The sequence below is a fragment of the Pseudomonas sp. ACN8 genome, from assembly GCF_002303925.1.
Taxonomy (GTDB): Bacteria; Pseudomonadota; Gammaproteobacteria; order Pseudomonadales; family Pseudomonadaceae; genus Aquipseudomonas.
This window is the reverse complement of sequence record NZ_MRCS01000029.1, coordinates 58,463-81,631: the sequence shown is the minus strand read 5'-3', so window position 1 is coordinate 81,631 and position 23,169 is coordinate 58,463. Positions and strand designations below refer to the sequence as shown.

The 23,169-nt window shown below is 60.8% G+C and carries 11 protein-coding genes, 4 tRNA genes, 4 pseudogenes and 1 riboswitch; of the genes and pseudogenes, 7 read left to right on the top strand and 12 right to left on the bottom strand.

Annotation, left to right across the window (positions count from 1 at the left end; all coding sequences use genetic code 11):
* Positions 1 to 68 precede the first annotated feature (68 nt).
* Complete coding sequence (locus tag BSF44_RS17550) at positions 69 to 10,790, bottom strand: peroxidase family protein (protein ID WP_095944576.1); 10,722 nt, start codon at positions 10,788 to 10,790, stop codon at positions 69 to 71.
* Positions 10,791 to 11,467: 677 nt separating this feature from the next.
* A complete protein-coding gene (locus BSF44_RS17545) occupies positions 11,468 to 11,761 on the bottom strand; it encodes a hypothetical protein (RefSeq protein WP_095944575.1) in 294 nt (97 codons plus the stop codon).
* Positions 11,762 to 11,798: 37 nt separating this feature from the next.
* On the opposite strand from BSF44_RS17545, the pseudogene BSF44_RS17540 reads away from it, so the two are divergent.
* The 3 pseudogenes from BSF44_RS17540 to BSF44_RS17530 all read left to right on the top strand — a co-directional run.
* Positions 11,799 to 12,044: pseudogene (locus BSF44_RS17540) on the top strand (arsenic resistance protein); the annotation flags it as partial.
* Positions 12,045 to 12,048: 4 nt separating this feature from the next.
* Positions 12,049 to 12,222 (top strand): annotated as a pseudogene (locus tag BSF44_RS17535) (arsenical resistance protein ArsH); the annotation flags it as partial.
* 73 nt (positions 12,223 to 12,295) lie between these two features.
* Positions 12,296 to 12,529, top strand: a pseudogene (locus tag BSF44_RS17530) (serine recombinase); the annotation flags it as partial.
* Between the two features lie 86 nt (positions 12,530 to 12,615).
* On the opposite strand, the gene BSF44_RS17525 reads toward BSF44_RS17530, so the two are convergent.
* Positions 12,616 to 12,692 (bottom strand) — tRNA-Arg (locus tag BSF44_RS17525).
* A gap of 363 nt (positions 12,693 to 13,055) precedes the next feature.
* On the opposite strand from BSF44_RS17525, the gene BSF44_RS17515 reads away from it, so the two are divergent.
* Positions 13,056 to 13,235 (top strand): PA3371 family protein, encoded by a 180-nt coding sequence (locus tag BSF44_RS17515; protein WP_095944573.1) that lies wholly within the window; start codon positions 13,056 to 13,058, stop codon positions 13,233 to 13,235.
* 70 nt (positions 13,236 to 13,305) lie between these two features.
* Here the strand turns inward: BSF44_RS17515 and BSF44_RS17510 are convergent, their stop codons facing one another.
* Positions 13,306 to 13,539 (bottom strand): hypothetical protein, encoded by a 234-nt coding sequence (locus tag BSF44_RS17510; protein ID WP_095944572.1) that lies wholly within the window; start codon positions 13,537 to 13,539, stop codon positions 13,306 to 13,308.
* Positions 13,540 to 13,649: 110 nt separating this feature from the next.
* On the opposite strand from BSF44_RS17510, the gene BSF44_RS17505 reads away from it, so the two are divergent.
* Entirely contained in the window at positions 13,650 to 13,976 is a 327-nt protein-coding gene (locus BSF44_RS17505; protein WP_003178899.1) for an Arc family DNA-binding protein, read from the top strand.
* 235 nt (positions 13,977 to 14,211) lie between these two features.
* Here BSF44_RS17505 and mgtE read toward each other — a convergent pair whose 3' ends face one another.
* The gene (gene mgtE / locus BSF44_RS17500) at positions 14,212 to 15,654 is read right to left on the bottom strand and encodes a magnesium transporter (RefSeq protein WP_095944571.1); all 1,443 of its coding nucleotides are present in this window, start codon (positions 15,652 to 15,654) and stop codon (positions 14,212 to 14,214) included.
* A 346-nt stretch (positions 15,655 to 16,000) separates the two neighbouring features.
* Between mgtE and BSF44_RS30725 the strand changes: the two are divergent.
* A pseudogene (locus BSF44_RS30725) lies at positions 16,001 to 16,102 on the top strand (cell envelope protein SmpA); the annotation flags it as partial.
* Between the two features lie 20 nt (positions 16,103 to 16,122).
* Here the strand turns inward: BSF44_RS30725 and BSF44_RS17490 are convergent.
* From BSF44_RS17490 to ltaE, 7 genes are all read right to left on the bottom strand, one after another.
* Positions 16,123 to 16,199: transfer RNA gene (locus BSF44_RS17490), tRNA-Arg, on the bottom strand.
* A 72-nt stretch (positions 16,200 to 16,271) separates the two neighbouring features.
* Positions 16,272 to 16,348: transfer RNA gene (locus tag BSF44_RS17485), tRNA-Arg, on the bottom strand.
* A 107-nt stretch (positions 16,349 to 16,455) separates the two neighbouring features.
* Positions 16,456 to 16,546, bottom strand: a tRNA-Ser gene (locus BSF44_RS17480).
* Between the two features lie 62 nt (positions 16,547 to 16,608).
* A complete protein-coding gene (csrA, locus tag BSF44_RS17475; RefSeq protein ID WP_002554426.1) occupies positions 16,609 to 16,797 on the bottom strand; it encodes a carbon storage regulator CsrA in 189 nt (62 codons plus the stop codon).
* 188 nt (positions 16,798 to 16,985) lie between these two features.
* Positions 16,986 to 18,227 (bottom strand): aspartate kinase, encoded by a 1,242-nt coding sequence (locus BSF44_RS17470; protein WP_007971040.1) that lies wholly within the window; start codon positions 18,225 to 18,227, stop codon positions 16,986 to 16,988.
* A 91-nt stretch (positions 18,228 to 18,318) separates the two neighbouring features.
* Positions 18,319 to 20,940 (bottom strand): alanine--tRNA ligase, encoded by a 2,622-nt coding sequence (alaS, locus tag BSF44_RS17465; protein ID WP_095944570.1) that lies wholly within the window; start codon positions 20,938 to 20,940, stop codon positions 18,319 to 18,321.
* 146 nt (positions 20,941 to 21,086) lie between these two features.
* Positions 21,087 to 22,091: a low-specificity L-threonine aldolase gene (gene ltaE, locus BSF44_RS17460; RefSeq protein WP_095944569.1), complete on the bottom strand. Its 1,005-nt coding sequence runs from the start codon at positions 22,089 to 22,091 to the stop codon at positions 21,087 to 21,089.
* Between the two features lie 197 nt (positions 22,092 to 22,288).
* Positions 22,289 to 22,459, top strand: a riboswitch (FMN riboswitch).
* A gap of 103 nt (positions 22,460 to 22,562) precedes the next feature.
* On the opposite strand from ltaE, the gene BSF44_RS17455 reads away from it, so the two are divergent.
* Positions 22,563 to 23,072, top strand: coding sequence for a 6,7-dimethyl-8-ribityllumazine synthase (locus BSF44_RS17455; protein WP_095944568.1), 510 nt, complete (start codon positions 22,563 to 22,565; stop codon positions 23,070 to 23,072).
* Positions 23,073 to 23,169 lie beyond the last annotated feature (97 nt).

Here is a 23,169-nt window from a genome sequence, read left to right as displayed (position 1 = left end):
CGGTGTGGAGCGACTAGGTTCGACCCACACCGCCACAGCTCATGCCTTGCTACGCTTTGGTGGCCTCCTCATCCCGCCAGGATAAAGTCGGTTTGGGTCACGGTGGTCGCGTCGGCGATACCAACCAGGCGGATTGAGTCCACGCCGACCGTCACCAAGGCGTCCGCGCCGTCATCAGCGATGATTACGTTGGCAGCAAAGTTCGCCGCAGTGACTCCGAGCGCTGCGATGTTGAGCAAGTCCTGTCCTCCGGCAGGATCGACGTCGAAGCCCTGGATAGAGTCGTTGCCGAAACCCGCGGCAAACATGAAAGTATCGTTGCCAAGTCCACCGACCATCGAGTCGTTCCCTGCGCCACCGGTAAGGACGTCGTTACCCGCACCGCCCACGATCACGTTGGCGAGTGCATTGCCGGTGCTCGCGAAGTTGCCGCTGCCGCCGAAAAACAGGTTCTCGACGTCGGCACCCAACGTGTAGCTCGCGAGCGAGGTCCAGACCGTATCCAAGCCTGCACCGGCGAGCTCGGTCACTACGTCCCCAACGGAGGTGACCTCGTAGACATCGTTGCCAATACCGCCGGCCATCGTGTCAGCACCTGCGCCACCGATGATGGTGTCGCCACCACCGCCACCGTTGAGTGTGTCGTTACCCGCACCACCCACGATCGTGTTGTTGAGCGCATTACCAGTGCCCGCGAAGTTGCCGCTTGCGCCGAAATACAGATTCTCGACGTTGGCACCCAGGGTGTAGCTCAAGAGCGAGGTCCAGACCGTATCGTTACCGGCACCGGCGAGCTCGGTCACTACGTCCCCAACGGAGGTGACTTCGTAGATATCGTTGCCAGTACCGCCGGCCATCGTGTCGTTACCGTTACCGCCGATGAGAATGTCGTTACCCGCACCGCCCACGAGCGTGTTGTCGAGCGCGTTACCGGTGGCCCTGAAATTGCCGCTTGCGCCGAAATACAGATTCTCGACGTTGGCACCCAGGGTGTAGGTCGCGAGCGAGGTCCAGATCGTATCGCTGCCGGCACCGACGAGTTCGGTCACCACGTCCCCAGCGGAGGTGACTTCGTAGACATCGTTGCCGACACCGCCGGCCATCGTGTCGTTACCGTTACCGCCGATGAGAATGTCGTTACCCGCACCGCCCACGAGCGTGTTGTCGAGCGCGTTACCGGTGGCCCTGAAATTGCCGCTTGCGCCGAAATACAGATTCTCGACGTTGGCACCCAGGGTGTAGCTCGCGAGCGAGGTCCAGACGGTATCGCTGCCGGCACCGGCGAGTTCGGTCACCACGTCCCCAGCGGAGGTGACTTCGTAGATATCGTTGCCAGTACCGCCGGCCATCGTGTCGTTACCGTTACCGCCGATGAGAATGTCGTTACCCGCACCGCCCACGAGCGTGTTGTCGAGCGCGTTACCGGTGGCCCTGAAATTGCCGCTTGCGCCGAAATACAGATTCTCGACGTTGGCACCCAGGGTGTAGCTCGCGAGCGAGGTCCAGATCGTGTCGCTGCCGCCACCGGCGAGTTCGGTCACTACGTCCCCAACGGAGGTGACTTCGTAGATATCGTTGCCAGTACCGCCGGCCATCGTGTCGTTGCCGTTACCACCGACGAGAATGTCATTGCCCGCGTCACCATTGATGATGTCGTTGCCACCCTGGCCGTTCATGATGTCGTTGCCATCACCTCCGTTGACCACATCATTGCCTGCCGTGCCGATCCATATGTCGGCACCGGCGGTACCGGCAAACACAGTACCGACGAGCACCGGGGCCGTGGCGTCGGATGCGACGCTTTCGCTCACACCGAAGTCATCCACGAAACTGACCACCACGCGCACCTGATCGCCGATCTGAGCCTGGCCAAGCGTGAACGTGCTACCGGTGGCTCCGGCGATGTTGACGAAGCTGACCCCGTTGGTCTCCTGCCACTGGAAGGTGAACTGCGGATTGCTGAGGCCATCGACGTCGACGAGGGTCGTCAGGTTGGCGGTCAGCACTTCGTTCAGAAACGCAAACCCGAGGATGCCCGGCCCTGCGATCGGTGCGTTGTTCGCCGACGAGTCGACGATCTCCAGCGTACCACTGGCATCCTGATACACCGCCCGAACGCGGATATTCAGACCGGCGACATCGTCCGCCACCAGGTAGGAGGCGCCGATCGCCCGCGAAACCTCGCCGGCGGCGACAAAGGTGATGTCTTCATAGACGCCCGAGCCAGGGATGTTTTCGACCTGCCAGTAGTAAGCCACCGGACCGGTAATCGCGCCGGTCACATTGGCCGCACCCTGGTTGTTGGCGTCGCGTATCGACTGGCTGCTGACGCGCAACAACTGGCCGGCGACAGGCGCATCGATACGCGCACCGGTGGTAGCATCGAGGATCGCCAGACGCCCCACAGGAGCGCTGTTCGTGGCGGTGCCAACACCGGAGGCCTGCGCCTGGTCAGCGAACTGCAGACGCTCGATGCCCGTCAGGCGATCGACGCCATCACGCCCGGCCACCAGGTCGGTCACGATGACGGCGTTGCCATCGACAGCGACTGTGTACTCCGACGCATTACCGGAGAACAGCGCGGTGTCGAAGTTGTCAGTGCCGGTCAGGATCTCACGGACGATGACGAGCTGCCCCGGGTTATAGGTGCCGTTGATCATCAGCGGCACCATCTCGGCCATGCTGTTGAAGCTGGCGATTTCCGGACCGGTTCCGTCGAGGTTCTGGTGCACGCTGATGCGTACGTTCATCCACTTGTCGCCGTCGATGATGTCGTCACCACCGCGACCTTCGATGAGGTCGCTGCCGCTGCCACCGAGGATGATGTTGCCTCCGTCGAAGAACGAGACCGAGGGCTCTGCGACCGTCCCAAGCGCCGTATTCAGGAGCTCCTGCAACCCGGAGATCAGCGCGATGTTGGTCAGCACGCTGCCCTTCGCGCCCGCGGTCGGCAAGGTAGTGGCGTCGGAGTCGTCACCGCGCAGCACGTCAGCCAAGGCCGATCCCGACAGCCCCTCGACGAAGTCGAAACGCGTCAGCACCGAAGCTCCCGAGCCCGGCATCGGCGGCTGGTCGAAGAAGCGGTCGCTGATGTCGATGGTCACGCCATGGGGGTCGCCCGTGAAGATCGCCCAGTCGAATCCCGACGCGCCTATGTAGCGGTTACCCTGCCCTGCACCGCCCTCCATGATGTCGTCACCGCCCTCGGCATTGAACTTGTCGTTCTCGCCGCCGCCGATATACACATCGTTGCCGGAGATCGGGTCATTGCCGAAGGGGTCGAAGTTGTCCCCCGGCGCGCCGTCGAAGGCGCCGAGTTCCATCCAGTCGTCACCCTCGTTGCCCATGTCCTGCTCGTTGGCCTTGGAGCCCAGGATGAAGTCGTTGCCCTGGCCGCCAAAGGCTTCGCTGGCGTCTTCACCGGTGATGATGAAGTCGCTGCCGAAACCACCGAAGAGCAGGTTGACGCCATTGCCCCCCTGGATCACGTCGTTGCCGTTTTCACCCTTGATGTTGTCGTCGCCACCTACGTCCGTGATGATGTCATCGCCGTCGCCACCATTGATGAAGTCGTTGCCGTAGCCCCCCTCCAGCCGATCGTTGCCGCCGTCGCCATAGAGGGTGTCATCCCCCTCGCTGGAAATCAGGATGTCGGCAACGGCGCTACCGCCCAGCACCACATGCTCCACTCCGCTGTACTTCAGGTAGTTGCTGTCGCTCCCCACAGTCGCCGGGTTGTCGCGGGTCACCGGCGGCAGCAGCGGATTGTCGCCCAGCGGGTCGTCCCTCCCGCTGGCGCCAAGGCCAGTGTGCTGCAGCAGCGGGTTGACCTCGAAGGTGAAACCCGGGGTCAGGAAGACCACGCTCGCCAGGTGGGTGGCATGGGTGTTGGCCATGATCAGCTTGGCAAAGGAATTGCCCTCCAGCTCGGTGTTGAAGTTCAGGCCGGCGGTGCGCTCCAGGTAGTAGAAGCGGTCACCGTCCTGGAGTTTTTCCAGCTGGTTCTCGAACACGAAATTGAAGGTCGAGCCGAGCATGCCGCCGAAGGGGGTCTGCTCCTCGGCTAGGCCGCCGATCCAGAAGTCCACCAGGTTGAGACCGGTTTCCACCCCGGCCCAGGTACCCGTGCCGTTGAGGAAGTCCAGTCGGTCGGCCGGCGCCCCTGCCCCACCCAGGACGATGGCGGTCGCTGCGACGCGCTTCTCGGCCAGGGTGGTGGCCGTCACGTCTATGGAGTCATGGGTGCCATAGGCCGCGATGAAGTTGATCAGCGACTCCGGATGCTTGAGGTGCATTACCATGTCGGCCCAACTGATGTAGGGCTTCAGGTTGCTGTCGCCGGTGGCCTCAAAGAACTGCGCACGAGCATGGTTGAGGCTCGGTACACCGGCGTCGCGACCGCGGGCGATGTTCAACGCCGCCAGATCCAGCGGCAGGCCCACCAGGTTGTTGCGCAGCGCCTCGGTGACGAACTCGTCGATCTCGTTGCCCACCGTGCGGGTCAGGCCACGCACGATGGCGCTGGTGGCGTCTTCCGGGGTCACCCCGCTGGCGGCGTAGGCCAGGGGGTTGAGGAAGGCGGCGATCAGGCCCAGTTGCTGGTCGTTGGTCGGGTGCAGCGGATCCACCGTCACCGGGTTGAAGTTGGCGTCGAAGCGATCCACCGTCTCGGTCAGCATCGAGTGGCCGAAGCGGTAAACCGTGTGGGCGAACTCGGCGACGATCGAGGGATCGAGATTGACGTCATAGACCTGGGTCGGCGCGAAGAACAGGTCGATGTTCGGCTGGATGGTCCGCGCGAATTCCTCGAACACCAAGTGCTGGTACTGCATCTCGGTACCGAACTTGGCGGTCTGGAACAGCCGCTCGCCGTTCCACTGCAGAGCATCGACCCCCGCCGGGGTGGTCGGGAAGGCAGTGACCGGAGTCAGCAGCCACTCGTTGATGAACGCCAGGTCATTGCTGGCCAGCACCGTGCTCTTGGTCTGCTCCACCAAGCGGTTGTGCTCGGAGTGGAAGATCGCATGCACGGAGGTCAGGCCGATGTTCTCGTTGACCCGGCCGTCGCCGGCGATGTAGTGGGCGTCCAGCAGTTCGCCGTCGTAGGTACCGGCCGGCTGCGGGACTCCGGCCTGGCTGTTGATCAAGCCATCGCCATCCCGCACTAGCCCCGGTGCGGCCGAGGGGTCGGCGGCATGGGCGATGTCGCTGAGGAACTGATGCCCGGTGCCGACCGCGCCGGCCAGGCTGATACCCAGACCTCCGTTGGCGGCCGGGTTGCCTTCGACCAGCACATCATCATCGGTGCCCGGCAGCCCGTCCAGCCCGGAGAACACTACCTGCGGGAAGCCGTTGGGCCCCTTGATGAAGTTGCCGTAGGCGTCGGTGGCCAGCAGTGGTACGTCGAACACGTTGGCATCGGTCAGGTCGATCCCGAGGATGTCGCGCGCCTGGGCCTTGACCACCGCCCAGGTGGCCATGCCACCGATTTCCACGTCGTCGTCAGTGCCGAACTCGCCATCGACACCCAAGTTGCGGTTGGTGATCAGCTCACCGGTTGCCACGGGACCATTGGCCGTGGAGACGTACGCGCGCAGGAACACCTGGTGCGAAGGGTGCGAGCTGTAGGTTTGGTTCTGGTCGACGAAGGGCGAGGTGGTGTTCTCGTTCACCCCCGGCTGGCCGTCGACCTGAGTGGCGCGGGTCAGCACCATGAAGTTGGTCGGGCTGCCGGCGACGAAACGCGGGTCGTCCGGCTGCAACGGGATGTACACGGTGCCGTTGCCGCCCTTGGTCACCAGGTCCAGGCCATGGTCGAAGAACTGCCCGAAGAAGGTCATCCAGGCGTTGAAGGGCGCGGTCAGCCCGGCGTCGGGGGCGGCGTTCGGGATGAAGTTCACCTGCTGGTCATCGGCCGTGCCGAACAGGCCATCCAGACCCGGGCTGGTCACCAGGGTGGCGCCGTCGGTGCCCGACGCCGCGGCTACGGCCGCCGGGTTGTTGTTGGTCTGGTCGACGATCAGATTGGAGATGGTACGTGGGTCGCTGTCGACCACATTGGTGGAGGAGTTGTAGTTGGTGTTGGTCTCCCCGAGGAAGGGCGCCTCGTCCTGCTCGTCGCGGAACTCTGGCGGCAGCAGCCGCGGGAAGGCGTTGTCGGCGGCGCCGAACTGGCTCTGGTCGATGCCGGAGAAGTTCAGCAGGTTGTTGAGCTCGCCGGTGACCGTGCGCAAGCCGGCCGCGATGCGCAGGTTGGGTACCAGGGACAGCAGGTCGGCGCCGGCGGCATGAGCTTCGGCGATGCGGATCTGGTCGAGGATGAAGTCCAGGTCGCCACGCACCAGCTGCACGCCGGGACCGCCGGCGGTGATCGCCGGGCCCTGCTCCACTGCCGTGGTCGGCGTCGGCGGGGTGAAGGGCGCCACGGCGACGGTGGGTGCCGAGAACACCTGTTCGGTCACCCCGTTGGCATCCTGGTAGACGCCTTTCACCCGAATCGACAGGCCCGCCACGTCCGGGGTGACGCGGTAACGGATGCCGTTGGCGCTGATGAAGGCCAGGTCGCCAGCCGGCACTTCGATGATGTCCTCGAAGATGCCCGAGGCGGGCACACGCTCCACCTGCCAGATGTAGTTGACATCGGAGATGGCGCCACCGGGATTGTCGGTGTCGTTGACGTCCAGGGCCGAGACGGTGAGGAAGTCGCCCACCTGCAGGTCGCCGCCGTTATTGTCGGTGATGCTCAGCGAGCCGCTGGGTTCGGCGTTCAGGCCGGGAGCCAGGACCACCGACTGGTCGGCGAACTGCAGCCGTTCGATATGGGTCAGGCGGTCAGTGCCGTCGTCGCCGACATCATCAATGACCGTGACTATGTCATCGGTGAGGTCGCCCGCGGTGCCGTTGTCGTCGATGGCGATGCTGTAGTCGGCGCGGTTGCCCGAGAAGATGGCGGTGTCGAACTCCGCTTCACCGGTCAACAGTTCGCGCACGGCCACCAATTGGCCGGGGTTGATGGTGCCGTTCAGCACGGCCGACATCAGGGTCAGATTGGCCGCGGTACCGGCAAGGATGCCCGACTTGTTCTCGATCACGCCGACCATGCTGTCGGTGCTGCCGATCTCGTTGCCAGCAGCATCACGAATGCTGATGCGCACGTTCAGCCACAAGTCGCCATCGATCAGGTCATTGCCACCGCGCCCTTCGAGGAGGTCGCTGCCGCTGCCGCCGAGGATGATGTTGCCGCCGTCGAACACGTCGTCCGCGGTACCGGTGTTGCCGTCGGCGCCCGCCGCGGCGGTACCGACAAACGCTCGCAGACCTGCGATCAGATCGAGGTTGGTCAGCGCGCTGCCGGTGGCCCCGCCATGGTTAACTATATTGCTCGGGTTTACGTCGTCGCCGCGTAGGATATCGGCGAAGTCGGACCCCGAGAGGCCTTCCACTTCGGCGAAGCGGTCGAAGATCGAAGCCGGCGACTGCGCCACCGGCAGGGCGATGTGCTGCCCCACCTCGCCGATACCGAGGAAGGCCGCCAGGGACAGATCGGCGGTCACACCGATTCTGTCGCTCTTGTAGGTGACCCAGTCATAGCCGGACATGCCGTCCATCTTGTCCTGGGCATCGCTGCCGACGAAGATGTCGTCGCCGCCCTCCCCGATCATCTCGTCGAAGCCGCCGCCACCGACGAAGATGTCATTACCGATGATGTTGTCTTCCAGCAGGGGGGCGAAGTTGTCCCCCGGCGCGCCGTCCTGGGTGCCCTTTTCGATCCAGTCGTCACCCTCGTTGCCGGTGGGCGGCAGGCTGGTCTTGGCGCTGTAGATGAAGTCGTCGCCCTGGCCACCGAAGATGATGGCGATATCCTCGACCGAGACGATGAAGTCCTTGCCATCGCCGCCGAGGAGCAGATGGCCGGCAACGCTGCCGGCCATCATGCTGCCCGCGTGGATCACGTCATTGCCGGCACCGCCCTCCATGCGGTTGTCGCCGCCGGCATCGGTGAGGATGTCGTCGCCATCGCCGCCCAGCAGGGTGTCGTTGCCGTAGCCGCCCTCGAGACGGTCATTGCCACCGTCGCCGTAGAGATTGTCGTCGCCTTCGCTGGACACGATGATGTCGTTGCCGGCGGTGCCGCCGAGAACCACATGATCCGCACCGGTGTAGCGCAGGTAGTTGGTATCAGGCCCGGTGGTGTCCGGGTTGTCGCGGATCACCAGCGGGGTGATCTCCACGCCGTTGATGAGGATGCCGCCGGTGGGGTCGTCGCGGCCGGTTGCGCCTAAGCCGGTGTGCTGGATGCCCTGGTTGACCTCCAGGGTCAAGCTCGGGGTGACGAAGATCAAATTGGGCAGGTGAATGGCGTCGGTGTTGTTCATCACCAGCTTGGCGAAGGAGTTGTTCTCCAGCTCGGTACCGAAGTTCATCCCCGCCGTGCGCGACAGGTAGTAGAAGCGGTCGCCGTTCTGTAGTGCCTCCAACTGGGTCTCGAAGACGAAGTTGAAGCTGGAGCCGAGCATGCCGCCGAAGGGCATCTTCTCTTCGGCCAGGCCGCCGATCCAGAAGTCCACCAGGTCAAGGCCGGTGATAGTCACCCCGTTAGCATCACTGGCCCAGATGCCGGTGCTGTGCAGGAAGTCCAGGCGGTCGCCCGGTTCTCCGGCGCCGCCGAGTACCAACAGGGTGGCAGCGGCTCGCTTGGCGGCCATGGTGTCAGCGCCGGTGATGCTGGCGTGGGTGCCGTAGGCGGCAATGAAGTTGATCAGCGACTCCGGGTGTTTCAGGTGGTCGGCGAAGTCCACCCAGCTGCTGTATGGGGTCAGCTGTCCGTCGCCGGTCATGTGGAAGAACTCACGGCGCGCGGCGTTCAGGGACGGAATGCCGGCGTCGCGGCCACGAGCGATGTTGATGGCGGCCAGGTCGAGCGGCAGGCCCACTAAGTTGTTGCGCAGGGCCTCGGTGACGAACTCGTCGATTTCGTTACCCACGGTGCGGGTCAGGCCACGCACGATGGCGCCCGCGGCTGCCTCGGCGCTCGGCCCGCTGGCCGCGAACGCCAGGGGGTTGAGGAAGGCGGCGATCAGGCCCATCTGCTGGTCGTTGGTCGGGTGCAGCGGGTCTGCCGTTACCGGATTGAAGTTCGGGTCGAAGCGATCGACCGTCTCGGTCAGCATCGAGTGGCCGAAGCGGTAAACCGTGTGGGCGAACTCGGCGACGATCGACGCGTCAATGGTGGTGTCATAGCCGGTAGGCGCCAGGAACTCGTCCACCTGGGGCTGAATAGTGCGGGCGAACTCCTCGAACACCAGGTGCTGGTACTGCATCTCGGTGCCGAACTTGGCAGCCTGGAACAGCCGCTCGCCGTTCCACTGCAGGGTGTCGATCGCGGCTTGGGTGGTCGGGAACGCGCCCGGCGCGGTGCCGGGCATCAGCCAGGGCGTCAGTTCGGCCAGGTTGCCCGAGGCCAGCAGGGTGCTCTTGGCCTGTTCCACCAGGCGGTTGTGCTCGGAGTGGAACACGTGATGCACGGTGGTCAGGCCGATGTTTTCGTTGACCCGGCCGTCACCGGCTATGAAGTGGGCATCCAGCAGTTCGTTGTCGTAGGTGCCCGCCGCAGGCGGAGTGCCGATGTTGATGATGGCGTCGGCGTCTGCCGTCAGGCCACCGGTGGGGTCTGCGCTGTGGGCGATGTCGATCAGGAACTGGTGGCCTGTGCCGACCGCGTTGGTCAGGTCGACGGGGGCCAGCGGGTTGCCTTCCACCAGGAAGTCGTCGGCGGTGCCGACCAAGCCGTCCGCCCCTTTCATCACCACTTGCGGGAAGCCGTTGGGCCCCTTGATGAAGTTGCCATAGGGGTCGGTGGCCAGCAGTGGCACATCGAACACATTGGCGTCGGTCAGGTTGATCCCGAGGATGTCGCGGGCCTGCGCCTTGACCACCGCCCAGGTAGCCATGCCACCGATTTCCACGTCGTCGGCGGTGCCGAAATCGCCATCGGCGCCCAAGTTGCGATTGGTGATCAATGTACCGGTAGCCACGGGTTCGCCGTTGGCGTTCAGCTCATAGGCGCGCAGGAACACCTGGTGCGAGGGATGCGAGCTGTAGGTCTGGTTCTGGTCGACGAAGGGCGAGGTGGTGTTCTGGTTCAACCCGGGGCCACCAAACTGGGTGGCGCGGGTCAGGACCATGAAGTTGGTCGGGCTGTCGTCCACGAAGCGTGGATCGTCCGACTGCAGCGGGATGAAGATGATGTCGTTGCCGCCCTTGGTCACCAGGTCCAGACCATGGTCGAAGAATTGTCCGAAGAAGGTCATCCAGGCATTGAAGGGCGCGGACAGCCCGGCGTCCGGCGAAGTGTTCGGAATGTACAGGGTCGGGGTGTCGTCAGCGGTTCCGAACAGGCCATCGAGGCCGGGGCTGACCACTGTGGCCGAACCCGGGGTCTGTGCGGCGGCGGCCACGGCCGCCGGGTTGTTGTCGGTCATGTCGACCAGCAGGTTGCTGATGGTGCGCGGCTGGCTGTCGATCACCGTGCCGGTGGTCTGGGTATAGGAGGTCCCCGCCTCCGCTGGGCGGAAGGCCGGGTCGAGCAGGCGCGGGAAGATATTGTCTGCGGCGCCGAACTCGGTCTGGCCGGCGAACAGGTTGTTGAAGGAGCCGTCGATGGTGCGCAGACCGAAAGGCACCTGCACGTTGGGCAGTAGGTCACGTAGGTCTTCACCGGAAGCGTGGGCTTCGGCGATGAAGATTTGCTGGAGGATGAAATCCAGGTCCGACAGGTTGAAGTTGGCCATTTGCTGATTCCTCGATTCCGACTGAGTAGGGGCGTGCGCCATGGCAGCAAGGACAGGGCTCCACGCTTTCGACTTGACTTCGGGATTTGGGGGACTAGATGACGCCCACCTTGAAGCACGCTGGTGCTAGCGTGATCCATGCTCTTCAGCAGGCGGTTCTATCCCTGACGGCGCCGGCAGAGTGATGCCGGCGCCGGGGTCATCGGCCCGGCGGACCGTGAAGTTCGGTTAGGTGCAACGAGGTGGGCGGATTCGCCCTATGGAAGAAGACTCGCGAGAAGGTACCCATGATCTGCACCCTAGCTTTAATTATTGCTTCGCCGGGGCCACAGTGAACTCAGCAATCGAGCCGCCTGACAGGCGAAATAAATAGTTACACTTGCCATTAAAGACTCGCCCCAAAGCACTGTCAATAAATCGCCTCATCAGGAAAAAAAATCAATAAATACAATAACCATTTGATTTATTTAGATTTTACAAAAAATAAACCTGCCAAGTGTCGCGAGAAACGCTTTCAGGAAGCGAGAAAAGATCGGCCGACAACCCTGAAAGCAGCGAAATAGACGCCTCCAGAGGCCGCCTAACCGCTGATCGACAATTTGGCGCCGTCCGGAAGGGTGCTCAGAAATCAAGAGCCTTCTGGCGCGACATGTCACTAAAATAACTCTTGCAATTTCTCACCTGAGTGAGTTGGTCGCACACTTCTTGAGGATGCTCAAGTAGTCCTTCAGCGTTTGCTCGTCCGCAGCTTTCACAGTCATACCTTCCGGGCCAGTTCCGACATCGGTGAACTGCTTAGCCGGCTCGCCGTTCGCCTTGAAGTCTTTCAGTTCCTGGGAGCCTTCGCGGAACACCCAGAGGCGGCCATCTTCCACTTCGGTCACGAAACCAGGTTTATCGAACTGGCTGGCGAAAGTCGTGCCGGCAAACAGGCTGGTCACCAGCAGCGCGCTCAAGGTGAGTTTTTTCATTGCACGGTTCCTGTGTGGGGTTGAGGTCCGACAAAACCTGGGCATGCTGCTGGAGGCCTATAATCCGCGTACCACTGCGCTAGCCTTTACCGCCGCCAGCAACAATTTCGAACTGGCCATTGCGGTGGCCATCGCGACCTTCGGCCTATCGTCCCCGGTGGCTTTTGCCACCATGATCAGGCCGCTGGTGGAGGTGCCGGTACTGATCTCGCTGGTGGGCGTGGCCTGGTGGCTGAAGCGTCGCTGGTTCGATCAGCCGAAGGGCGCGCTTGCTGAGGAGTAGATCCATGACCGACGACCACACTCCCAATCTCGAAGCCGATCTGGTTGACCTGCCTACGCTGGACAAGCTGGGCAGCACGCCTTCGGCGCCCCACAAGCCGCGCATCCTGCTGCTCTACGGATCGACCCGCGAGCGTTCCTTCAGCCGCCTGCTGACGGAAGAGGCGGCAGCTGTTCTGCCGACTGAAAACTGACCCAGGTGTTCAACTGCTTCTGCTCAATTTTTGAGCAGGAGAACACAGGGTGATCAGTATGGAAATGATGGTTGCCATCGACCGTATGGACTACGAGCAGCGCCGCAAGCGCCAGGCCCAGGGCATCAAGAAGGCCAAGGATGAAGGGAAGTACAAGGGGCGCCCGGTCGACGCCGACCTATACAAGCGAGTCGCTGAACTGCTGAAGGCCGGCCTGGGCATCCGGGCGACAGCTCGCCACGCCGATTGCAGCACCACCACCGCTCTACGCATCCGTGACTCGCTCGCGTGACGGGTGCCGCCCGGATTTCTGCTGGTAGCCTGCTGGTAAGCGTGGGGAATGCTGGTATCTGATCGGGCTGTAAGCCGCGGAATATATGGCGTCCCAGAGTGGGTTCGAACCACCAACCTTCCCCTTAGGAGGGGGATGCTCTATCCAATTGAGCTACTGAGACACACGGTGACCACGACGATACGCGGTGCGATGGACGGCGTGCATGTTAACGGCCGGGCTGGCTTTTGTCATGTCGTCCGTAGGCTTTTTAAGTGTAGGCAGACGCCTCGAGCGGGTGCGGACTTGTTTACCGTGCAAATTGCATCACTGCAAAAAGCCATCATTGCAAAATGCAATATCGAGATTTACCAAAAATAACTTAATTCATTGTTTTTAAAGAATTTAATTGCCGATAGACTCTGGCGTGCAAGCTGCTGGCAACGACAAGCGACCGGCACGGCTTTGTCAGCCAGGAAAACATCCTGGTGCCGGCTCCATCCGCCGAACGATTGGTATTTTGAATGACCCTCACCAGGAGTACAGCATGTCCAGATCAGCCGCGAGTTTCTTCATCCTCGCCTTGTTGAGCGGCATTTTTCATCTGTCATTGACCCAGGACATGGTCGTCACCCTCCCCCTGATCGCCTGTGGCGTATTCAGCGCGCTGTTCGTGCTCGCATTGATCGCCGGGCGCAAGATCAAGTTTGATCCGGTTCTGCGTTGATCCCGACATGTCAGCCCCATAGCAAGGGCCTGCCATCCATCCTTAATTCCCCCCCCTCCATGCGACTCCCCTAGTAAATCGGCCATTTGCCACTATTCTGTAAAAGGCAAGGAACAGGGATCGAGTTCACTTTTTCCTGCCCGCCGGAAACCTTTCGTCGGGTGGAGAAAGCACGAAGTGATACGGCCTGGTCGAACTTTTCAAACCAGTCCGCATTTCTGATAATTGGTGCTGGCAGAACGCCTTTATCCAGTTCAATATTTGTCACAGAATTGACGCCAAGGATCTGGCTACTTTGAGGCATGATGCGCGCCTCTATCAATTCAGGTTGAACATTTGGCCAGAGCGCTTGTCTTACCAGACATCCTGCGGCCAATCCCGAAAACCGCTCCCCTGAACTAACCGGTTAAATATATGCGCCCATTGAAACAGGCAATTTATTCCAGCCGTACGGCTGACAAGTTCGTCGTACGTCTGCCAGACGGAATGCGTGAACGCATTGCCGAGGTGGCTCGCAATCATCATCGCAGCATGAACTCCGAAATCATTGCGCGCCTTGAGCAGAGTCTTATTCAGGAAGGCGCACTGGGAGAAGAGTTGAGCATGCGTCTGGACAGCCCCGAGCTTTCCTTACACGAACGGGAGCTGCTGCAGCGCTTCCGCCAGCTCTCCCATCGACAGCAGAACGCCCTGGTTTCGCTGATCGCCCATGACGCTGAAATGGCCGCCGACGCGTCCTGATTCAACCAGTAAGCCCAAGCCAGCCTGATCGCTGGCTTTTTTTTTGCCTGAAATCCGGGCACAAAAAAACCCGCCACGGGCGTAGTGCTAATCACTGTAGGAGCGAGCTTGCTCGCGATGGATTCGCGAGCGCTGCGTTTAGTCAGCAAACACGCGTTATCTTTAGCGACCATCGCGAGCAAGCTCGCTCCTACACAGCATTACGCCATTCAGCGGGTTTTCAACAAGCAGGACTTCAGAGCAGGAAGATTGTCGCCAGCCCCAGGAAGATGAAAAAGCCTCCGCTGTCGGTCACGGCAGTAATCATCACACTGGCCCCCATCGCAGGATCACGCCCCATCTTCGCCAGGGTCATCGGAATCAAGACCCCCATCAATGCCGCCAGCAACAGGTTGAGTGTCATCGCGGCGGTCATCACCACGCCCAATGACCAACTGTGATAGAGCATGTAGGCAACCAGGCCAATCACCCCGCCCCAGATCACGCCGTTGATCAGCGCTACCGCCAACTCCTTGCGCATCAGGCGCGAGGTATTGCCGGTGCTCACCTGGTCCAGCGCCATGGCCCGCACAATCATGGTAATGGTCTGGTTGCCCGAGTTACCGCCGATTCCCGCCACGATCGGCATCAACGCCGCAAGCGCCACGAGTTTCTCGATCGAACCTTCAAACAAGCCGATCACCCGAGAAGCCACGAACGCGGTAATCAGGTTGATCGCCAGCCAGGCCCAACGGTTGCGCAGGGATTTCCAGACCGACGCAAAAATGTCTTCTTCTTCACGCAGACCCGCCATGTTGAGAACTTCGCTTTCGCTCTCTTCACGGATCAGGTCGACCATTTCATCGATGGTCAGACGGCCGATCAGCTTGCCGTTCTTGTCGACCACGGGGGCGGAGATCAAGTCGTAACGCTCGAACGCCTGGGCGGCATCGTAGGCGTCTTCGTCCGGGTGGAAACTCACCGGATCGCTGGCCATCACCTCGGCAACCTGTTTGTCCGGGTCGTTGACCAGCAAACGCTTGATCGGCAACACGCCCTTGAGGACGCCGTCGTAATCGACCACGAACAGCTTGTCAGTGTGGCCCGGCAACTCCTTGAGACGGCGCAGATAACGCAAGACCACTTCAAGGCTGACATCCTCGCGGATGGTCACCATCTCGAAGTCCATCAGCGCACCGACCTGCTCCTCGTCGTAGGACAGTGCCGAACGCACGCGCTCGCGTTGTTGCTGGTCGAGGGTCTCCATGAGCTCATGGACGACGTCTCGCGGCAGCTCGGAGGCCAGGTCAGCGAGTTCGTCGGCATCCATGTCCTTGGCGGCTGCCAGGAGCTCGTGATCGTCCATGTCGGCGATCAGCGATTCACGGACCGAATCGGATACTTCAAGAAGGATGTCGCCGTCGCGATCGGCCTTGACCAGTTGCCAGAGCGTCAGACGATCGTCCAGCGGCAAGGCTTCAAGGATGTAGGCGACGTCGGCGGAGTGCAGGTCATCGAGCTTGCGTTGCAGCTCGACGAGGTTCTGCCGGTGGACCAGGTTCTCGACCCGGTCATGATGCGGGCCTTCCTGGCGGTGAGTCAGGTCTTCTACAACTCGCTGGCGCTGCAGCAGCTCAACCACCTGAGCCAGGCGATCCTGCAAGCTTTCCTGCGTTTTCTTTACTTCGATTTCAGACATAGGCGAACTCCACTCCCAGCAGCGGGGCACGCCGGAAGGATCAATCAGTCAATTCATGATTGGTGAAACGGGGTACTGAGTAACTACTGGGTAAGTCCATGGAGGTATTCCACAAGCCCCGGCGGGGCTGACGGGCGCAATGATACACCGCCTGACGGTTTTAAACGTTAAAAAATCTCGGCTGAAACAAGCGCTTGCACAACAATCTTGAGCATCGTCCTGATCCATGAAAATGCGACGACGAATTCTGAAAGGAAAACACACACCCTTCGAAAATTGTAGACGCTCCCCTTGAAAAGGAACGTCACGGAAGACGCTGGAGAGTACGCAGAGAGATCACAGCTAGCGCTACGACACCCGGCGAGGTCGTAGCGCAAACGTGGAGTTCGACGGGAAGGGATGCACGAAAGGAAAAGCCAAATTCCAGACGGCAAAAAGCCCGCATTAAATGCGGGCTTTCTGTTTGTATGGTGCACTCGACAGGATTCGAACCTGTGACCGCTCGGTTCGTAGCCGAGTACTCTATCCAGCTGAGCTACGAGTGCATTTTGTGTTTTTAGACCAGACCACAACTGGTTGAAGCCAAGTTACCTGCATTGCTGCAACTAACTCTTAAATGGTGCACTCGACAGGATTCGAACCTGTGACCGCTCGGTTCGTAGCCGAGTACTCTATCCAGCTGAGCTACGAGTGCATTTGTTGCCGCGCATTATAGGCCGTCTAATCTCTATGTCAAACACTTTTTCTAGTAATTTCAACAACTTACCGAAGAAGCCAGATTACAACGTACTACGCAAATAATGGCGGAGAACGGGGGATTCGAACCCCCGACACCCTTTTGAGGTGTACTCCCTTAGCAGGGGAGCGCCTTCGGCCACTCGGCCAGCTCTCCGCAACACGGGGCGTATATTAACCAGCTTCTTCCCCGTTTGCAAACATAAAAAACGATAAAAATTAATGGCTTGGTTCTTCGTCCTTCTCTTTCTTGATACGCAGGTAAATTTCTTCCCGGTGAACAGCCACCTCTTTGGGGGCATTAACGCCGATGCGCACTTGATTTCCTTTGACGCCGAGCACGGTCACGGTGATTTCGCCATCACCGATAATCAGGCTTTCTGCGCACCGACGAGTCAGAATCAGCATACCTTTCTCCTCACGCATTACATTTCAGGGACAACAGTCTGCAAAAAAAAGGCACTCGACCCACAACCGGAGCGGTCGCAGCCCTACATGCCTGAGTATTGACTAGCGCGAGCAAAAGAACAGCCTCGAGGGCCACGCCATTCAAAAAAACAAAAGGCGCGGTCAGACCGCGCCTTTTGGCAAACGCATCACTCGCCCTGGCGGGCCGGTGCGTCCAGTTCGAAAGCCGTGTGCAGAGCGCGCACAGCCAGTTCCAGGTACTTCTCTTCGATCACTACGGAAACTTTGATCTCCGAAGTCGAGATCATCTGGATGTTGATGCTTTCCTTGGCCAGGGACTCGAACATGCGGCTGGCCACGCCTGCGTGAGAACGCATGCCAACGCCGACGATCGACACCTTGGCGATCTTGGTGTCGCCCACGACTTCACGGGCACCCAGCTCGCCAGCGGTCTTTTCCAGCACGGCCTGCGCCGCCTGGTAGTCATTGCGGTGCACGGTGAAGGTGAAGTCGGTGGTGTTATCGTGCGCAACGTTCTGCACGATCATGTCGACTTCGATGTTCGCGGCACTGATCGGGCCGAGAATCTTGAAGGCAACGCCCGGGATGTCTGGCACGCCACGGATGGTCAGCTTGGCTTCATCGCGGTTGAAAGCGATACCGGAAATGATCGGCTGTTCCATGGTTTCCTCTTCATCAATAGTAATGAGGGTGCCCGGACCCTCCTTGAAGCTGTGCAGTACGCGCAGCGGAACGTTGTACTTGCCGGCGAACTCGACCGCGCGGATCTGCAACACCTTGGAACCGAGGCTGGCCATTTCCAGCATCTCTTCGAAGGTGATCTTGTCCAGGCGCTGAGCCACGGACACCACACGAGGGTCGGTGGTGTAGACGCCGTCGACGTCGGTGTAGATCTGGCATTCGTCAGCCTTCAGGGCTGCCGCCAGCGCCACGCCGGTGGTGTCGGAACCGCCACGACCGAGGGTGGTGATGTTGCCGTGCTCGTCGACGCCCTGGAAACCGGCGACAACCACCACACGACCGGCCTTCAGATCACCGCGAATCTTCTGGTCATCAATCTGCAGGATACGCGCTTTATTGTGCGCGCTATCCGTCAGAATCCGCACCTGGTTGCCGGTGTAGGACACTGCCGGCACGCCGCGCTTGATCAGCGCCATGGCCAACAGGGCAATCGTCACCTGCTCACCGGTGGAAACGATCACGTCCAGCTCGCGCGGAACCGGTTGACCGTCGCCACTGATTTGCTTGGCCAGATCGATCAGACGGTTGGTTTCGCCGCTCATTGCAGACAGCACAACCACCAGGTCATCGCCGGCGTCGCGGAATTTCTTAACCTTGTCGGCGACCTGCTCGATTCTCTCGACGGTGCCGACCGAGGTGCCTCCAAATTTCTGTACGATCAAAGCCATTTCAAAGCCGCCTCTGCCCATGAAGGGCGCCCAAATAATCACTCAAACAGCGTTGCGGCCCGCCACTAGACTGCGGGCCGCAAGCACTGCCTTATAGACCCTGCTCTACAAACGGAACGGCCAGGGCCAGTGCCGCATCCAGTGCGCCAGCGTCGGTACCGCCGCCTTGCGCCATGTCTGGACGACCACCACCCTTCCCGCCCACTGCCGCAGCGGCTTGCTTCATCAAATCACCGGCTTTGAGTTGGCCAGTCAGGTCTTTGGTTACGCCTGCAACCAGAACGACCTTTTCCTCATGGACACTGCCGAGCAGGATCACTGCGCGGCCGAGTTTGTTTTTCAGTTGATCAACCAGCGCCAGCAGCGCCTTGCCATCCTGACCGTCCAGACGCACGGCCAGCACTTTCACGTCCTTGACGTCCAGCGCCTGGGCCGACAGATCGTCGCCCGCGGCACTGGCAGCCTTGGCTTGCAACTGCTCGAGTTGCTTCTCCAGCAGACGGTTGCGCTCCAGCACAGCCGACAGCTTGTCGATCAGGTTGTCGCGGCTGCCCTTGACCAGGCTGGCCGCTTCCTTGAGTTGTTCTTCCGCCGCGTTCAAGTAGGCCAGCGCTTGCGCACCGGTGACTGCCTCGATACGACGCACACCCGACGCCACACCGCCTTCGCTGATGATTTTCAGCAGGCCGATGTCGCCGGTACGGTTGGCGTGGATACCGCCGCACAGCTCGACGGAGAAATCGCCCATGCTCAGTACACGCACGTTGTCGCCGTATTTCTCGCCGAACAGCGCCATGGCGCCTTTCTGCTTGGCGGTTTCGATATCGGTTTCTTCGGTTTCAACTTCGGAATTCTTGCGAATCTCGGCGTTGACGATGTCTTCCAGCGCTTTCAGTTGTTCAGGCTTGATGGCCTCGAAGTGGCTGAAGTCGAAGCGCAGGCGCTGACTGTCGACCAACGAGCCTTTCTGCTGAACGTGATCGCCCAGCACCTGGCGCAATGCGGCGTGCAGCAAGTGAGTCGCGGAGTGGTTCAACGACGTGGCGTGACGCACCTCGGCGTCAACGTGGGTCTCGACCGGCGTACCGACGATCAGGCTACCCGAATCCAGGATACCGTGGTGCAGGAATGCACCGCCGGTCTTGGTGGTGTCACGCACGTCGAAACGCGCGCTGCCCGCCTGCAGGTAGCCGCAATCACCGACCTGGCCACCGGACTCGGCGTAGAACGGCGTCTTGTCGAGAACGATCACGCCCTCATCGCCTTCGCTCAATACGTCGACCGACTGGCCATCTTTATACAGCGCAACGATCTTGGCGGAACCGCTGTGAGCGATGTAACCGGTGAACTCGGTGGCCACGTCGACCTTGACCAGGCTGTTGTAGTCCATGCCGAAGGAACTGGCGGAACGGGCACGGACGCGCTGGGCTTCCATTTCGCGCTCGAAACCTTCTTCGTCGATGGTCAGGCTGCGCTCGCGAGCGATGTCGCCGGTCAGGTCCATCGGGAAACCGTAGGTGTCGTAGAGTTTGAACACTACGTCGCCCGGCACCACGTCGCCCTTGAGTTCAGCCAGATCCTGCTCGAGGATCTTCAGACCCTGCTCCAGGGTCTTGGCGAATTGCTCTTCTTCGGCCTTCAGCACGCGCTCGATGTGCGCCTGCTGGGATTTCAGCTCCGGGAACGCCTCGCCCATCTCGGCAACCAGGGCCGCGACGATCTGGTAGAAGAAGCTGCCCTTGGCGCCCAGCTTGTTACCGTGACGGCAGGCGCGACGGATGATCCGGCGCAGCACGTAGCCGCGACCTTCGTTGGACGGCAGCACGCCGTCGGCAATCAGGAAACCGCAGGAACGAATGTGGTCAGCCACGACTTTCAGCGAAGCCTGGGCGTCGTTGGTGCAGCCGATGGCCTTGGCCGATGCAGTCAGCAGGCTCTGGAACAGGTCGATTTCATAGTTCGAGTGAACGTGCTGCAGCACGGCACTGATCCGCTCCAGGCCCATGCCGGTGTCGACCGACGGCGCTGGCAGTGGGTGCAACACGCCATCGGCGGTGCGGTTGAACTGCATGAACACGTTGTTCCAGATCTCGATGTAACGGTCGCCGTCTTCTTCCGGCGAGCCCGGTGGGCCACCCCAGATGTCGGCGCCGTGATCATAGAAAATCTCGGTGCATGGACCGCACGGGCCGGTATCGCCCATGGTCCAGAAGTTGTCGGAGGCGTACGGCGCGCCCTTGTTGTCGCCGATGCGCACCATGCGCTCGGCCGGAACCCCGATGTCCTTGGTCCAGATGTCGTACGCCTCGTCATCGCTGGCGTAGACGGTGACCCAGAGCTTTTCCTTGGGCAGGTTCAACCACTTGTCGGAAGTCAGGAAGTTCCAGGCGTAGCTGATGGCATCACGCTTGAAATAATCACCGAAGCTGAAGTTACCCAGCATTTCGAAGAAGGTGTGGTGACGAGCGGTATAACCGACGTTTTCCAGGTCGTTGTGCTTGCCGCCGGCGCGCACGCATTTCTGGCTGGAAACCGCGCGGGTGTACGCGCGCTTTTCCTGGCCCAGGAAGCAGTCCTTGAACTGGTTCATCCCCGCGTTGGTGAACAGCAGGGTTGGGTCGTTGCCCGGAATCAAAGAGCTGGAGGCTACACGGGTGTGGCCTTGCTCTTCGAAGAAGCGAAGGAAGGCTTCACGGATTTCTGCGCTTTTCATTAGGTTCTTCCACGGAGGCTGCGGCCAAAGGCCTGTTCGAAACGTCAACAGACGAAGCGACGGCAAAGGGCCGCATTATATCGGCCCTGCGCGCGGGGTACAGCGTGTTTATACGATAGAAACACTCAATTGGAGTGCTAACGCTATCACTTGCGCGAAAAGTCGACGAATGTCGCGACGACCTGCTCGATTTGCGCACGACTGACGTCCATGTGCGTGACCATGCGCAGACGCGCAGCGGCACTGAGCTTGATCCCCCGCTCGGCGGCAAAGGCCTTGATGGCCTCGGCCTGGTCGCCCATCTGCACGTAAACCATGTTGGTCTGCACCGGCTCGACCTCGAAGCCCGCTCCACGCAGGCCTTCGGCCAGCCACTGTGCGTTGGCATGGTCATCGGCCAGGCGCTGAACGTTGTTATCCAGCGCATACAGGCCCGCCGCCGCGAGGATCCCGGCCTGACGCATGCCGCCACCGACCATCTTGCGCAGGCGCCGGGCCTTGCCGATCAGCTCCGCCGAGCCACACAGCACCGAACCGACCGGTGCGCCCAAACCTTTGGACAGGCACACCGAGACGGAATCGAAATACTGGGTGATTTCCCGGGCATCCACCCCCAGTTTCACTGCCGCGTTGTACAAACGAGCGCCGTCCAGGTGCAGTTGCAAGCCGTTTTCGCGGGTAAAGTTTCGGGCCCGGGCCAGGTATTCCAGGGGCAGGACCTTGCCTTGCATGGTGTTTTCCAGCGCCAGCAAACGGGTGCGGGCGAAATGGAAGTCGTCCGGCTTGATCGCCGCCGCAACCTGCGCCAGGTCCAACGAACCATCGGCCTGCACTTCCAGCGGCTGCGGCTGGATCGAGCCAAGCACCGCCGCGCCCCCACCTTCGTACTTATAAGTGTGGGCCTGCTGGCCGACGATGTACTCGTCACCGCGATCGCAATGGGCCATCAACCCCAGCAGGTTGCTCATGGTGCCGGTCGGCACGAACAGTGCCGCGGCAAAGCCCAGGCGCCTGGCCAGTTCGGCTTCCAGGTGATTGACCGTCGGATCTTCGCCATACACGTCATCGCCGGTGGCGGCCTTGGTCATTGCCTCGAGCATGCCGGCGCAAGGTTGGGTGACGGTGTCGCTGCGAAGATCGATAACACTCATGAATCTGGCCTCAGTAAGCAGGGGAAATCCCTTTCAGTCAGGAATTACTGCGGGCATGGCGACGATTAATCAACCCTTGGGCTGGGATAATGCTCACTAATAGAGCGAAATACTCGATAGCAATCATCCAAAAGGGGCCATGCGCATACCGCAAATATGTGATAAAAACGCTGCGCCGCCAAACATTTGGGCGGCAAAAACGTTCTCAGGGCGGGGTGCAACTCCCCACCGGCGGTAATTGCGCGCAAAGCGCATAGCCCGCGAGCGCTTGGCGACGACGCTGCTTCGGCGGTGGTTGGCGGCAAGGTCAGCAGACCCGGTGTGATCCCGGGGCCGACGGTCATAGTCCGGATGAAGAGAGAACGGGATTGACAACAAAGGGCCGTCCGCCGGCATTCGTGCGAGCGTGCGTACCCTCAAATCCCCTTCGATTCATAACGCCCTGTTTTTCACACAAACAGGAGTCAGAACATGCAACCCACCGCAATCGACAGCAAAAGCAAACACCATCACGGCGAGCGCGTAGCGTTCATCCAGGCCTGCTGGCACAAGGATATTGTCGACCAGAGCCGTAAAGGCTTCGTCGCCGAAATGATTGCCCAGGGTTATCAGGAGTCCGACATCGATTTCTTCGAAGTCGGCGGCGCCTTTGAAATGCCCCTGCACGCCAAGTTGCTGGCCAGGACCGGTCGTTATGCCGGCATCGTCGCGGCAGCCCTGGTGGTGGACGGCGGCATTTACCGTCACGAGTTCGTCGCCCAGTCAGTGGTCAGCGGCCTGATGCAGGTGCAACTGGAAACCGAAGTGCCGGTGTTCTCGGTGTCCCTGACCCCGCACCACTTCCATGCCGGTGAAGAACACCAGAAGTTCTTCTTCGAGCATTTCCTGCACAAAGGTCAGGAAGCGGCGAAGACCTGTGCGGATACGCTGATGAAGATCCGTTCGCTGCGTCGCAGTGAGCCGCGTGCGCTAGCCGTATAATCACCGCAAAACCTGTAGGAGCGAGCCTGCTCGCGATGGCGGACTGTCAGTCGACATTTATGCTGACTGATACACCGCTATCGCGAGCAGGCTCGCT